The sequence below is a fragment of the Apibacter raozihei genome (genome assembly GCF_004014855.1).
Lineage (GTDB): Bacteria > Bacteroidota > Bacteroidia > Flavobacteriales > Weeksellaceae > Apibacter > Apibacter raozihei.
Map to the genome: position 1 here is coordinate 1,901,974 of NZ_CP034930.1, position 15,112 is coordinate 1,917,085.

At 34.7% G+C, this 15,112-nt stretch carries 12 protein-coding genes; 9 read left to right on the top strand and 3 right to left on the bottom strand.

The window, feature by feature from the left end; all coding sequences use genetic code 11:
* Positions 1–87 precede the first annotated feature (87 nt).
* Positions 88–1,089 carry a dihydroxyacetone kinase subunit DhaK gene (locus EOV51_RS08490; RefSeq protein ID WP_128151816.1) on the bottom strand — a complete coding sequence of 334 codons (1,002 nt, stop codon included), beginning with the start codon at positions 1,087–1,089 and terminating at the stop codon, positions 88–90.
* 217 nt (positions 1,090–1,306) lie between these two features.
* Here EOV51_RS08490 and EOV51_RS08495 point away from each other — a divergent pair, with 217 nt between their 5' ends.
* Together EOV51_RS08495 and EOV51_RS08500 are read left to right on the top strand one after the other, a co-directional pair.
* On the top strand, positions 1,307–2,158 hold the full coding sequence (locus tag EOV51_RS08495) for a transketolase (RefSeq protein WP_128151818.1): 852 nt from the start codon (positions 1,307–1,309) through the stop codon (positions 2,156–2,158).
* Between the two features lie 37 nt (positions 2,159–2,195).
* Complete coding sequence (locus EOV51_RS08500; RefSeq protein WP_128151820.1) at positions 2,196–3,125, top strand: transketolase family protein; 930 nt, start codon at positions 2,196–2,198, stop codon at positions 3,123–3,125.
* Positions 3,126–3,271: 146 nt separating this feature from the next.
* Here EOV51_RS08500 and EOV51_RS08505 read toward each other — a convergent pair whose 3' ends face one another.
* Positions 3,272–4,765: an FGGY-family carbohydrate kinase gene (locus EOV51_RS08505; protein WP_128151821.1), complete on the bottom strand. Its 1,494-nt coding sequence runs from the start codon at positions 4,763–4,765 to the stop codon at positions 3,272–3,274.
* 52 nt (positions 4,766–4,817) lie between these two features.
* Entirely contained in the window at positions 4,818–6,455 is a 1,638-nt protein-coding gene (locus tag EOV51_RS08510; protein ID WP_128151823.1) for a glycerol-3-phosphate dehydrogenase/oxidase, read from the bottom strand.
* 598 nt (positions 6,456–7,053) lie between these two features.
* Between EOV51_RS08510 and EOV51_RS08515 the strand changes: the two genes are divergently transcribed.
* The 7 genes from EOV51_RS08515 to EOV51_RS08545 all read left to right on the top strand — a co-directional run bounded on the left by EOV51_RS08515 (position 7,054) and on the right by EOV51_RS08545 (position 15,090).
* Positions 7,054–8,154, top strand: a complete 1,101-nt coding sequence (locus EOV51_RS08515) for an NAD(P)H-dependent glycerol-3-phosphate dehydrogenase (RefSeq protein WP_128151825.1) — start codon at positions 7,054–7,056, stop codon at positions 8,152–8,154.
* 44 nt (positions 8,155–8,198) lie between these two features.
* Positions 8,199–9,866 carry a ribulokinase gene (locus EOV51_RS08520; RefSeq protein ID WP_128151827.1) on the top strand — a complete coding sequence of 556 codons (1,668 nt, stop codon included), beginning with the start codon at positions 8,199–8,201 and terminating at the stop codon, positions 9,864–9,866.
* Positions 9,867–9,985: 119 nt separating this feature from the next.
* The gene (locus tag EOV51_RS08525; protein ID WP_128151829.1) at positions 9,986–12,013 is read left to right on the top strand and encodes a transketolase family protein; all 2,028 of its coding nucleotides are present in this window, start codon (positions 9,986–9,988) and stop codon (positions 12,011–12,013) included.
* Positions 12,014–12,123: 110 nt separating this feature from the next.
* Positions 12,124–12,783, top strand: coding sequence for an HAD family hydrolase (locus EOV51_RS08530; RefSeq protein WP_128151831.1), 660 nt, complete (start codon positions 12,124–12,126; stop codon positions 12,781–12,783).
* Between the two features lie 101 nt (positions 12,784–12,884).
* Complete coding sequence (locus tag EOV51_RS08535) at positions 12,885–13,574, top strand: HAD family hydrolase (RefSeq protein WP_128151833.1); 690 nt, start codon at positions 12,885–12,887, stop codon at positions 13,572–13,574.
* Between the two features lie 2 nt (positions 13,575–13,576).
* Positions 13,577–14,203, top strand: a complete 627-nt coding sequence (locus tag EOV51_RS08540; RefSeq protein ID WP_128151835.1) for a chloramphenicol acetyltransferase — start codon at positions 13,577–13,579, stop codon at positions 14,201–14,203.
* Positions 14,204–14,463: 260 nt separating this feature from the next.
* Complete coding sequence (locus EOV51_RS08545; RefSeq protein WP_128151837.1) at positions 14,464–15,090, top strand: HAD family hydrolase; 627 nt, start codon at positions 14,464–14,466, stop codon at positions 15,088–15,090.
* Positions 15,091–15,112: the final 22 nt, after the last annotated feature.

Sequence of the window (15,112 nt, forward strand, 5' to 3'; positions counted from 1 at the left end):
AAATTTAAGATTATAATCTATATTCAATAATTAAATCATTCGTATTCAGTTGATAAATTTGATTAATCTCAAAAAACAACTAAATATTTATCTTTGTTGTTTAGCGTAATAAGGGCAATAACAAGGAGAATTATAATATTTTTTCAATTCACTGTCTAATTTAAGTATGCTGATTGAAAATCCTCCCATTCCCAAAGAAGTGCAATAGCTGTTAATATCAGCATCGTGAATCTGAATACCATCAGATTCTAATAATTGTCTAACCTTTCTAAAAACAATACTCATTTCGATGATGGTAGTTGAACCTAATCCATTAACAAGTATGCATACATTATCGCCTGAGATAAGAGGCATATCTTTAGTTATATGACCGTAAAGTATCTCTACCAGTTCATCAGCAGGTTTCATTTGGGTTCTTTGGATACCGGGTTCTCCGTGAAGTCCCATTCCGAACTCCATTTCATTATCTTTTAATTCAAAAGTTGGTTTTTCTAAACCGGGTATTTTTCCGGGTTTAGTAGCAATACCTATACTTCTAAGGTTATTTCTTGCATTCTCCAAAACCAGTACAACTTCTTCAAGAGAAAGACCGGCATCACAGGCAGCACCTGCAATTTTTACCATAAACACATCTCCGGCAATACCTCTCCTGTCTTCTATACGTTCTATAGGAGCAGAAGCACAATCGTCCCAGACTCTTATATGAGCAGTTTTTATGCCCTCATCCTGAAGCATTTCTTCGGCCATATCAAAATTCAGATTATCTCCGGCATAACATCCATAAAGAAATAATACTCCTTTACCGGCATGTGCAGATTTTGCAGTTTCATAAATGGTGTTGGGATCCGGTGAAGCAAAAATATTCCCACATGCAGCAGCATCAGCAAGTCCTTCACCTACAAATCCCCCAAACATAGGTTCGTGTCCGCTTCCCCCGCCAATAACAAGCGTTACCTTATCTTTACGTCTTTCTTTTAATAAAATACCGTTGACTTCAGGAACCTTCTCGTAGAGGTAGCTATAAGCACTAATAAAGCCATCCATTACTTCGCTTATTATATTTTCCGGATCATTAATTATCTCTTTCATATTTATCGGATTACTAAGTTTTTATTACTTACAAATATTACTAAAATAAATTACAAATCATAAGTAAATGAAATGATTGTTGTCATTTCGAAAGTAATCAAAACTTTTGTGTTTTTATTAATTAATTAGATATTTTTTTTTAAATACTTTAAAAATAGCTTTTTAAGCTTATTATGTATTTTTTGATTAATTTTGTTATCAAAAATATTTTTTAAATATGCTTTCAATAAATGAAATATCAAAAATAGCTCTTAAAACCGAGAAAGTGCGCTTGAGGTTACTTGAGGTTATATATAATTCCAGGTCGGGTCATGTAGGTGGTGATTTGTCTGTCCTAAATATGATCGCGGCCTTATACTATCATACATTAAAATTTGATATACAAAATCCGGATCATGAAAACAGGGATCGTTTCATTTTAAGTAAGGGGCACTGTGTTGAAGCTCTTTATTGTGTACTGGAATCCCTTGGATTTATTGATTCAGATACGCTAAATTCCTATGGGAAATTTAATTCTTTATTGGCAGGTCATCCTTCCAATAAAATACCAGGAATTGAATTTAGCGGAGGATCTTTAGGGCATGGATTATCCTTAGGAGTGGGTGTTGCTATAGGGGCGAAAATGGACAATAAAGATTTTAAAACCTTTGTTGTCATGGGGGATGGAGAACTAAATGAAGGTGCAGTTTTTGAAGCAGCCATGTCTGGAGGACACTTTAAGTTAAATAACCTGGTTGCAATTGTTGATAGAAATGGATTGCAGATTAGTAATTCAACGGAAAAAGTAATGACTCTTGAGCCATTAAAAGAACGTTGGGAAACAATGGGATGGGAGGTTTTAGAAGTTAACGGAGATAAGATAGAAGATTGTATTAAGGTTTTAGATTCAATTAATTATACAATCCAAAAGCCGCATTTTATCATATCCCGAACCACTAAAGGAAAAGGGGTGTCTTATATGGAGAATGCTTTGCACTGGCATCATGGAGTACCGGATGAAGTTCAGTATAAACAGGCAGTCAGAGAGATATCCAGAAGTATTGAAGAATGGGAAGGGAAAATCAGTTAATTATCTATAAGCTTTACAATTAATCATGAATAAGACAATGAAATCAAATCGCCAAAGTTTTACACAAACTATCTTAGAGTTGGCTAAACAAAATAAAGATATCATTATAGTTACTTCTGATGCTGCGGGTACCGTAACTCTCAATCAGTTTGCTGAAGAATTACCGGATCAGTTAGTAGATGTAGGTATTGCTGAGCAAAATGCAATTGGAGTAGCGGCAGGTATAGCATCTGTCGGGAAAAAGGTTTTTGTTTGTGGACCTGCCTGTTTTTATTCTTCCCGGAGTTTAGAGCAAATTAAAGTTGATGTTGCTTACTCAAATTCCAGGATTAAAATAATTGGTGTTAATGGTGGAGTTAGTTATGGGCCTTTTGGCGCTACTCATCATTGTTTGCATGATATAGCTGCAATTCGGGCTTTTCCGGGTATACATATATTGTCTCCGAGTGATCCGGTGCAGATGAGGTGGATGACAGAAAATTTGATAAATTATGATTTTCCGGTATATGTTCGGATGGGGAGGAATCCTGTACCGGTAATTTATGATCAAGGCTTTGAAAAATTTACGATAGGGAAGGCTTCAGTTTTAAAAAAAGGAACAGACTTAACGTTGGTAGGTACAGGTGAAACCGTATATCATTGCTTAGAAGCTTCGGAAATGCTCGGACAAGCTGGTTTTTCTGTTAAAGTTGTAGATATACACACACTAAAACCTATAGATAAAGAAATGATAATTCAATCTGCTATAGAAACCGGTAAAATTATTACGGTAGAGGAGCATAGCATTTATGGGGGATTAGGGGCAATTGTTTCTGAAATCGTTTGTCAAAATTATCCCGTACCGATGAAGATTTTAGGGATTCCGGATGAAAATGTTATTAATGCTCAGCCTCAGGATATTTATAAATATTACGGAATAGATTATAAAGGTATTTATGATACGGCATTAGCATTTTTGAAAGATTAAGGAATGTATTAAGTTTATTGAGTTTATCAAGAAGAGGTGCATGGATGAGATTTTAGAATTATATAAATAAAATTAATTATTCAATCACCAGATAAATGAAAATTTTCAGCAGGAGATATTAAACATCTCCTGCTGAATAAATTCAATCATTTATCTTTCCAAAGAGGATAAATTTGATTCATATATTTTTTATATTTTTCGTATGCAGGAATGATACTTTCCTGAATCTTTGGATCTGGTTCTATGGTAATAGATTTAGAACCCATAGCTTTAGCTGCTTCGTCAAGGTTTTTATATTGACCAATACCAACAGCAACAATCATAGCGGTACCTAATGCGCCTCCTTCGGAAACTTCCGGTATTAAGATAGGGCGGTTTAAAACGCTGGCAAGCATTTTAGGCCAGATGCTACTGCGTGTAACGCCTCCAACTACTCTTATTTCATCAACTTTGAAATTTTCAATTAAAGGATCTATATGGTATTTATGATTAAAGGCAATGCCTTGATATATAGCTTTAAGCAGATGGCCTCTTTTATGCCATGCTCTCATTCCCATAAAACAGGAATCTGCATCTACATCGAGTGGATTTCCATATAAAAAAGGAAAGAATAAAATGTCGGAAGGATCATTTATAATTTCCGAAATTTCTTTATCTACAAATCCATAAGGATCTACTCCGGCTCTTCTGGCAAGATCTAGTTCCTGCTGACACAAAGTTTGTACAAACCATTCAAGATTGGAAGATGAAGCCGGTGATATAGCCATATTCATCCATAATCCTTTTTTTATAAAGCTTCTGCAAAACCAGTCTTCAGAAACCTTGGGTTCATCGGAAATAACTTCATTAATACTGTAAGTACCAGCCATTACAGCTAATTGTCCCGGATGGGTTGCTCCGGCACCAATAGCACCTGCATCTACATCGTGAAGACCGGCAACAACAGGGATTCCTTCGGGTAAACCGGTATGAATGTGCGTATCATATCCGATTTTTCCTACAATATCAGTAGGTTGATTTACAATGGGAGCTATCGCTTCCAGCTCTTCCAGATCATAAAGTTTAAAGGCTTCACTATCCCAGTCCTGATTTTTATAATTAAAAAACGATGTACTTGCTTCAGTAAGATCTGTTCCTATAGTTCTTGACAAGCGAAAGCGAATGTAGTCTTTTGCCCACATAAATGATCGGGCTTTTGCTAACGTTTCCGGTTCATTTTCCTTTAACCATGCCAGTAGAGTTGCCGGGGAAGAGGGTGAAGCACCTTGTCCGGTTACCGATAACAAATCCTTTATTTTTTTTGAATATTTTAAAGAAGTTTCAAAAGCACGGGTATCCAAAGATAATATACCGGGTCTTAAAGGACGGTTGTTTTCATCTAAAATCCAGATTCCATCCCCATGAGCACTGCATCCTACACCTGTAACTTCATACATTTCCAGTTTACCCATAAGATGTCTTAAAGTTTTACTGACTGCAGCCCAAAAATCTTCTCCGTTTCTTTCAGACCAGTGTGGTTTGGGCATGTCATGTGGTGAAGAATCAGATTGCGAGGCTATAATTTTGCCTTGATAATCAAAAGCAACCGCTTTCATGCCGGTTAAACCGATGTCTATTCCTATTACAACTTTTGTTTTCATAATTTTGACTTATTTTTTGTGATTTATGTTTGATTTTAGTTTTAATTGATTTTTACTTCACCTGAAGTCTTTTAATATAATTTTTGTAACTATTTATTTCTTCCTGTCTTCTATTTTCATCCCAGTTTAAAAGGTTAGCACAAATTACGGATACGGCCTCAAGAGAATTGAGACCTAAATCATCCTCTAATCCTGTCATGATACGTCTGGCAACTACATCTGAAAGTCTGTACGCTTCTTCGTTAGTTACCGCCCATTCAACTTCTCCGTGGGTTAATCCAAATGATTCGTCAATTATTTCTTGTCTCTCAGGTTTTTCCATAATAAATTCGGCCAGCTTAATGCCTAGTTTTCCATATTGGTCTGCTATACGATTGACTAAAGAATCTGGAATACCTGTATTTTCAATTTCTTTTTTTAGTTCATACATAGATGAAATAGAACCTCCCGGTAATTTCATTTTTCTGGTTCTGCTTTTTGTATTTTTATGAAATCGTTCAGATAAAATGTTTCCGAAATCTTCTCCTACCTGCCTGAAGGTTGTTAATTTTCCTCCAACAAGTGTATACAGGCCGTCTAATTGATTTTGTTTATGGTCGACAATTTTGTGTCTACGGGTAATATCAGAAACCTTAGCTCCTTCGCTGTAAGGTAGAGGTCTTACGCCGGTATAAGCATAGATTACGTCATTTTTGGTCAAATGTGCTTCAGGAAGAACTTTATTGGTTTCGTGTAAAATATAATCGTATTCGTCCTGAGTAGCTGATGCTGTGTCAAGATTTCCTGTAAATGGAATATCAGTTGAGCCTATGAGATATCTGTTTTTCCAAGGTATAACCATCATGGGGCGAGCGTCATCTGATTCATAATAAAATGCATCGGTAGGAGCTCCCGGAAAAGAATTTACAACTAAGTGAGTGCCTTTAGTGCCTCCATTCATGCGGGGTAGCGAAATATGATCTTTAGGCCAGACTTCGTCTATCCATGGTCCTGCATTGTTAATTATTACTTGGGTTGGGACCCTCACTTCTTCACCGCTTATTTCATCTCTGATTTTAATCGCCTTTATTTTTCCTTGTTTAACTTCAAGATCGGTCGCTTTAACATGCGTTAATATTTCTGCACCTGCTTGTCTGGCCGATAAAGCTATCTCATAACAAAGTCTTTCTGAGTAATTAACCTGAGCATCAGAATATGCACAACCGCCGGTTAGTTGATCGGGGTTAAGTCCTGGTTCTTTCTCCAGTATCTTTTTTTTCGAAAAAAAATCAAAGCTTTTTAATGATTTATCAAATGAAAGAATATCATAGGCTATCATTCCTAATCTGAGAATAAAAGGTGAATTTTGATTTTGTTTATAAAAGGGAATAATGAATCGTAATTCACGAACCAGATGAGGTGCAGATTTGACTAACCATTCTCTTTCTCTTAAAGACTCACGAACTAGAGGAATATCGTATTTTTCCAAATATTTTAATCCGCCATGAATCATTCGGCTTGACCATGATGAGGTGCCGGATCCAATGTCTCCTTTTTCAACTAAAAGAACTTTCATTCCTCTTAAAGCACTGTCCCAGGCTGTGCCTAGTCCATTTACACCTCCTCCTACAATAACTACATCATACCCTTGCTGGGTATCATTAAAGCGTTGTTTTCGTTTTAGTGATAAATCGAAAGTATTTCTTTCCATTTTTTTTGTTTTTTATTTATAATTAGCTCAAATTTAGAAACATTTTTCAATATAAAACATGATATATTACTATATATCTTAGATATATGTTTTTTTTGTTTAGATGTATGTGATATTTCAATATCGTAAAATAATTTAATTTAATTTCGAATTAGTAATGATTTTGGTTATTGATTTTTTTTTTATTTCAAATTTTATGTTTATGTATATATAAAAAATAAGCTTTTTTTATAATATTAATTTATTATGTTTTTTATAACATTAATTATTAATGTTTTATAAATAAAAGTACAGTTAAATTTATCTTAAATTAGTAAATTGTTTTTACGAATAAATACTTACATTTTATTTAAATAATAAACAAGATTTAAATTAGTGTATTTAAATCATTTTTTAATTAAAAAATTGATTTATAGTAAGTTATATTATTTTTTTCTTAGTGCATGATTTATTTCACAAATTTTGCTTTTATTTCTAAATCATAACTATTATATGCTTTTTATTATTTATTTTTGTTGTAAATAATACATAAAACTTATTTATTATTTGTAATTGATTGTAAATCAATAGTTAATTAAAAATTTAAAAAGATTTTGAAATGAAAGAAAATGAAATATCAGTTGAAACTGAAAAATATAAAATAGCTATTTTAGGTGCAGGTATAATGGCTACTGCTTTAACGTTTCCGTTGGCTGAAAACGGACATGAAGTTCATTTAGTTGGGACACATTTAGATAAAGATATTATTGATACTATTAGAAAAACGGGGATTCATCCAAATCTGGAATTGAAAATTCCTGAATCAGTTAAAGTATATCAATTAGAAGAAGTTGAAAAAGCTTTTGAAGGAGCAGATGTAGCTATGTCAGGAGTGAATTCGTTTGGAGTTGACTGGGTAGGAGAGCAATTGGCAAAAGTAGTTAAGCCTGGAATGATGGTGTTTTCTATTACTAAAGGAATGCAGGCCGATCAGGAAGGTAATCTTTTTATTCTTCCTGATATCATAAAAAAATACTTTACAAAAGAATTAGTTGAATCAGTTACCTGGTCTGCAGTCGTGGGTCCTTCAATAGCAGGGGAAGTTGCTGTACATCGTGATACATGTGTAGTCTTTTGTGGAGAAGATCAGGATTCTCTAAATAAGTTAGCTGCGTTATTTCGTACAGATTACTATCATGTTTGGACATCCACAGATTTTGTAGGTATGGAAGTAGCTGCAGCAACTAAAAATATTTACGCATTTGCAGCAGGATTTAACGAAGGTATCAGAGATAAAAACAATGAGCAGGGAGAAAAATATGTTCGTTTCAATTATGGTTCAGCAGTATTTGCCCAAGGACAGGTTGAACTTACCCAGTTTATGGAGTTATTGTCAGATAATAATGTTTTAAGTCCTAAGCATTTGTTAGTAGGATCTGGTGATATGTTTGTAACCTCAATGGGCGGCAGAAATGTAAAAGCAGGCAGATATGTTGGAGCAGGAATACCCTTTTCCGAAGTAAGAGATCATTATATGAAAGGGGTAACTATGGAAGGTGTTGCGGCAATAAGGGTTATAGGGGCAGCGATGGAACCTTTAACCAGACGAGGCATTATTAAAGACACAGATTTTCCTTTATTAAGACATTTATACGATATTATTGTTAATGACCAACCTTTACAGATGCCTTGGAATAAATTTTTTGGAGGAGAGAAATAAATGTAGAAAATAGATTAAACAAACAACAACTATAAACCACAAAAATGTCAGATCAATATATTTTAGGAGTAGATTTCGGAACACTTTCCGTGCGTTCTACCGTTGTAAGAGTCAGTGATGGTTTCGAAAAAGGAACAGCTGCGGTAAGATATAAGCACGGAGTAATGGATACTCATCTTACAGTAAGTAAAAATGAATTATTACCCCCGGATTTTGCCTTACAGGTTCCTTCTGATTATCTCGAATCCTTTCAAAAATCAGCGCAGGAGGCAATACTTAATTCCGGAGTAGTGGTTAGGCATATAATTGGAATAGGTATAGATTTTACCTCAGCCACAGTTTTGGCTACCGATGATCAAGGAAAACCGTTATGTGAATATCCTGAATTTTCAGATCGGCCTCATGCTTATGCCAAATTATGGAAACATCATGGAGCTAATGAACAAGCACAACGTTTACTGGAGGTTGCTAAGCAAAGGAAGGAACCCTGGTTACCCCGATATGGAGGGTTATTATCTTCAGAATTACTTTTACCTAAAGTTTTGGAAACCTTTGAAAAAGACCCTGAAATTTATAAAAACACGGTTCATTTTGTAGATGCATTAGACTGGATGAGTTGGCTTTTAACAGGTAATTTAGTATATGCCAGTGCAGATTCCGGATTTAAAAGACATTATCAGGATGGAAAATATCCGGATCCAGAATATCTAGAAAAGGTATCCCCAGGTTTTGGAAGAGTTTACATCGATAAAATGTCAGCACCCATACAACCATTGGGATCGAAAAGTGGAAATCTTACTCAGGAATGGGCTCAAAGACTCGGGCTTGAACCCGGTATATCCGTTTCCGTTGGAAATATCGATGCGCACGTAACCGCCGCAGCAATTAAAGCGGTAGAACCTGGAATTATGACTGCAATTTTGGGAACCTCTGCGTGTTATATTGTTTCCGGACCTGAATTTAAAGAAGTTCCCGGTATGCTGGGTATAACCTACGGAGGTGTTTCCGATGGCACCTGGTGTTTTGAAGCCGGTCAATCAGCTTTTGGCGATATACTTGCGTGGTATATTCAAAATTGTGTACCGGAAGAATACGCAGAATCGGCAAAAAATGAAAACTTAAATCTTCATGATTATTTAACAAAAAAAGCATCAACACAAGAAATTGGTGAGCACGGATTGTTGGCATTAGACTGGCATAACGGGAATCGTTCAATTCTTTGTGATCATAATTTATCCGGTATGGTTTTAGGGTTATCACTTACTACCCGTGCAGAGGATATTTATCGTGCTCTGATGGAATCTTGTGCTTTTGGTGCCCGTAAGATTATTGAAACAATGAAACAACACGGAGTTGTTATTAAAGAGATCGTGGCAGCAGGTGGATTGCTTAAAAATAAATGGTTGATGCAGTTAATCAGTGATGTAACCCGTATACCATTATCTATTACGGAAGCTACTATGGTAGGAGCATTGGGTTCAGCAATTTATGGTTCTGTTGCAGCGGGTTGCTATGAAACATTGCAGCAAGCCTCGGACGCTATGGGAAGCAAAATACCTAATGTTTATAAACCTCACGAAGATAGGTCGGTCCGATATGATGAGCTATATAATGAATACTTAACCCTGCATGATTATTTTGGAGAAGGAACCAATCAGGTAATGAGCAGGTTAAAGAAAATAAAAGAGAATGCAATTCAGGGAAAAGTATAAAAAAAATAAATTAAGTTAAAAGAAAAAAATAATATTTGTTGTATAATTCACTATATATAATTAATATTAAGGATAATTAAAATGTAAATTTGTATATTCAAAATAATAAAAGACGAAAAATGGCTGACATTCAAACATTAAACAGAGCAGCAGACAATATCAGAATATTAGCTGCATCAATGGTAGAAAAAGCAAAATCTGGACACCCCGGAGGTGCCATGGGTGGAGCTGATTTTATTAATGTATTGTATTCTGAATTTTTAGAATATGATCCTAAAAATCCGAAATGGGAAGAAAGGGATCGCTTTTTTATGGATCCTGGACATATGTCTCCAATGCTATATTCAACACTGGCTCTTACCGGAAAGTTTGCCATGGATGATCTTAAACAATTCCGTCAGTGGGGAAGTATCACTCCCGGACATCCGGAACTGGATGTAGAACGCGGTATCGAAAATACTTCCGGTCCTTTAGGGCAAGGGCATGCGTATGCTGTTGGAGCCGCTATTGCTGCTAAATTTCTGAAAGCCCGTTTGGGTGAGCAGATGAATCAGACAATTTATGCATTTATCTCTGATGGCGGAATTCAGGAAGAAGTTTCCCAGGGTGCAGGAAGAATTGCTGGACATTTAGGACTTGACAATTTGATTATGTTCTATGATTCAAACGGAATACAGCTTTCAACTAAAGTGAAAGATGTAGATAATGAGGATGTCGCTGCCAAATACCAAGCATGGGGTTGGAAGGTTATTTCCATTGAAGGTAATAATCCGGAACAAATTCGTAAGGCATTAACCGAAGCTAAAGCAGAAAAATCAAAACCTACATTAATTATCGGTCATACCATTATGGGTAAAGGAGCTGTAGATGCTAATGGAAATTCTTTTGAAAATAAAGTTTCAACACACGGACAACCTTTAGGGGAAGCAGGTGCATGTTTAGAAAATACAATTCAGCATTTGGGAGGAGATCCGGCCAATCCGTTTACAATTTTCCCTGAAGTTAAAGAATTATATGCTAAACGAGCAGAAGAACTTGAAAAAATTGTAGCAGTTAAAAAATCAGAGCAGGAACAATGGGCTAAATCAAACCCTGAATTGGCTGAGAAAATGAAATTCTGGTTCTCAGGTCAAACACCAGAAATTGATTGGGCGAAAATTGAGCAGAAACCTAATGCAGCAACCCGTGCAGCTTCAGCAACGGTGCTGGAAACATTGGCTCAGCAAGTTGAAAATATGGTAGTTTCATCTGCCGATTTATCAAACTCGGATAAAACTGACGGATTTTTAAAACATACGCACGCATTAACCAAAGGAGATTTTTCCGGTGCTTTTTTACAAGCAGGAGTTGCTGAATTTACAATGGCCTGTTTATGCGTGGGGATGAGTCTTCATGGTGGCGTAATTCCTGCATGTGCAACCTTCTTCGTTTTTTCTGATTATATGAAGCCAGTAGTCAGAGTTGCAGCCTTGATGGAGCAACCGGTTAAATTTATCTGGACTCACGATGCTTTCCGTGTTGGAGAAGACGGGCCTACACATGAGCCTGTAGAACAGGAAGCTCAAATCCGTTTAATGGAAAAACTTCAAAATCATAAAGGACATAATTCCATGTTAGTGCTTCGTCCAGCAGATGTTCAGGAAACTACTGTAGCCTGGAAACTTGCAATGGAAAACACTCATACACCTACCGGATTAATTTTTTCCCGTCAGAATATAAAAGATTTACCAGCTAAGCAAAACCGATATGATGAAGCATTACAGTCATCTAAAGGTGCTTATGTCGTTCAGGAAGATGCTGGTTATGATGTAATTTTATTAGCTTCCGGTTCTGAAGTGTCCACTTTGGTAGAAGGTGCTGAATTACTTAAAAATGACGGTATAAAAACAAGAATAGTATCTGTTCCTTCCGAAGGATTATTCAGAAGTCAGCCGAAAGAATATCAGGATTCTGTATTACCAAAAGACAAGAAAAAGTTTGGTTTAACTGCAGGACTTCCGGTTAATCTACAAGGTTTGGTGGGAGACAGCGGAAAAATATGGGGATTGGAATCTTTTGGATTTTCAGCACCTGCAGCTGTTTTGGATGAAAAATTAGGCTTTACTGCTGAAAATGTTTATAAGCAGGTTAAAGAATTTTTAGGCTAAATATTTTACATATATAGATCCATAATTGTGGTTATTTATGGATAAGGTAAGGAAAGAAGAATTAATAACTTTAATTCTTCTTTCTTATTTAAAATTTAAAGAATGAAATTATGGCAAAAATCAAAGCAATTTTACTTGATATGGATGGAGTGGTTACAGATACAGAATCACAATATGAAATTTTTTGGGATCAATTAAAAGATAAATACGGTCTTGTAATGGATGACTTTAAGGATAAAGTAAAAGGAAAACGACTTAAGGATATCGTTGCTCAGTTTTTTTCATTTTTATCCTCAGAGCAGCAGCAACAGGTTGCCGATGATATAAAATACTATGAATTAAATGAGATGGTTTATACTCCGATTGAAGGTGTTGTTGATTTTGTAAATTCATTAAAACAATATCCGTTTAAACTGGCATTAGTCACAGGAGCATTGAAAATAAGAGCGGAAAAAGCTATGAAAGATATTGGTCTGGATAAAAGTTTTGATATCCTTATGACGGCTGATGATGTAACGATAGGAAAACCTAATCCCGAATGTTTCCAAAAAGCTGCAGATAAACTTCATGTGTTACCTTCCGAATGTATAGTTTTTGAAGATGCATTCAATGGGATTGAATCAGCAAAATCAGCCGGTGTAAATTTAATTGTGGGTATTATGACTAATTATTCGAAAGAACAGTTGGAAGAAGTTGCTACGATTGCTATACCTGATTTTAAAAATTTGTCAGTTAATTCGTTATTTCAACTTTTAAAACTTGAAGTATAATGACTCATTTAAGTAACATTTACAATATAAACATCTGTAACTAATTTAAATTATATTTGTAAGTAAGTTAAGGATATAAAAATATCTTTAAAAAGAAAAAAATGAAAAACCATATAAAAACTATCGCATTTGATGCAGATGATACATTGTGGGTAAATGAACCTTATTTTCAGGAAGCTGAAAAGCAATTTTGTACCTTACTTGAAAATTATCTTCCTAAGCACTTAATATCGAAGGAACTTTTTAAAACCGAAATGAAAAATCTACATCTTTATGGCTATGGTGTAAAAGGCTTTGTTTTATGTATGATTGAGACGGCAAATAGAATTTCAAATCAATCTGTTTCATCAGATATTATTGATAAAATACTATTTATAGGAAAGGAACTTCTGCAAAAGCCTATAAAATTATTACCTGGTGTAAACAAGATTTTAGAGAAGTTAAATGGGAAATACCGATTAATAGTTGCTACCAAAGGAGATTTGTTAGATCAGGAAAGGAAACTTAAAAAATCAGGATTGGAAATCTATTTTCACCACATCGAAATAATGAGCGATAAAAAAGTCCATGATTATCAGAAGTTATTGAAACATCTGGATTGTAAACCCGAAAACTTTCTAATGTTAGGTAATTCTATTAAATCGGATATTTTACCTGTATTAGAGTTGGGCGGTTATGGTGGATACATTCCATACCATGTGACCTGGGTACATGAGCAACAAGAGATCAATCTGCAAAATGATAATTTTATAAAATTAAAAAGTATTGACAATATTTTGAATTACTTGTAGAAATGAAGACATTAATTGATATGGAACAATGGGATAGAAAAGAACATTTTCTTTTTTTTTCTCAATTTGAAGAACCGTTTTTTGGAGTTACAGTCACTATTGATTGTACGCAAGCGTATAGAATGGCAAAGGACAATGATAATTCGTTTTTTCTCAGTTATTTATTCAGAGCATTAAAAGCAGCTAATAGTATAGAAAATTTTAGATACCGTATCATAGACAAACAAATATATTTATTTGATAGCATAAGTGCTTCACCAACCATTAACCGTCCTAATGGTACTTTTGGATTTGCTTATATAAATTATTTCCGGGATGAAAATATTTTTTATGCTGAGGCTTTAAAAGAGATTCAAAGAGTACAGCAGTCAAATGATTTAATGCCTGCAGTATCTGGAGAAAGTGTGATTCATTTTTCAGCTATTCCCTGGATTGATTTTACAGCTTTCTCGCATGCACGAAGTTTTACTTACCCCGACAGCTCACCCAAAATTACATTTGGTAAAGTAACAGAAAAGGAAGGGATAAAAACCATGCCTGTATCTATTCACGTACATCACGGACTTATGGATGGTTATCATGTAGGATTGTTTACAGATAAATTTCAGAAACTCATGAATGAAGAATAAACTTGTTGAAAACAGTATAATTTAAAGAATTTAAATTCAGTTATAACTACAGGCAATAAAGATGTTCAATTGTTTTTGAGAAGTATAAAATTTGTACATTTGTTGTAAGCTGATTACTTAGAGAAATAGATATGCGAAATCAGAATTGCTGGTTTAAACACTACCTTATAAAAATTGATTATACGTGGTAAAGCCAGTTTTTTTACCCAATGGCTTTTTCCTTAAATATTAAATTTAAAATTTTAAAAAACATTATAATTATGGCAATAAAAGCAGTCCTGTTTGATATGGATGGTGTGGTTACAGATACAGAAACGCAATACGATACTTTTTTTCATTCGTTTATTCCTAAATATAATTTACCTTCTGATTTTATGAGTAAAATCAAAGGAGTTCGATGGCCGGATATTGTTTCGAATTACTTTTCACATATGTCAGAAAAAGAAATTACTGATCTAGCGACTATAGTATCGGATTTTGAAAAAAACGATTTAGAATATAGACCTATTCCAGGAATTCATGATTTCATAAAGGAATTGAAGGCTGAGGGATTTAAAATAGCACTTGTAACAAGTTCCATGAAGTTCAAAGCAAATATAGCTTTGGAAAAATTGGGTTTAAAAAATACATTTGATGCAGAAGTAACAGGGGATGATATACAAAAAGGAAAACCTGCACCCGATTGTTACTTGCTGGCTGCTGAATTGGTTGGCTGTAAACCCGATGAATGTGTTGTTTTTGAAGATTCTTTTGCGGGTATAGAAGCAGGTAAAAAAGCGGGAATGAAAGTGATAGCGCTATCTACGACAAATTCGGAAGAAAGCTTACAATCTCATACGGAAAAGATTATTCCGGATTTTGAAAATTTTCATTCTAACCAATTATAAAAAAAGTTTCAGCGTATACGCT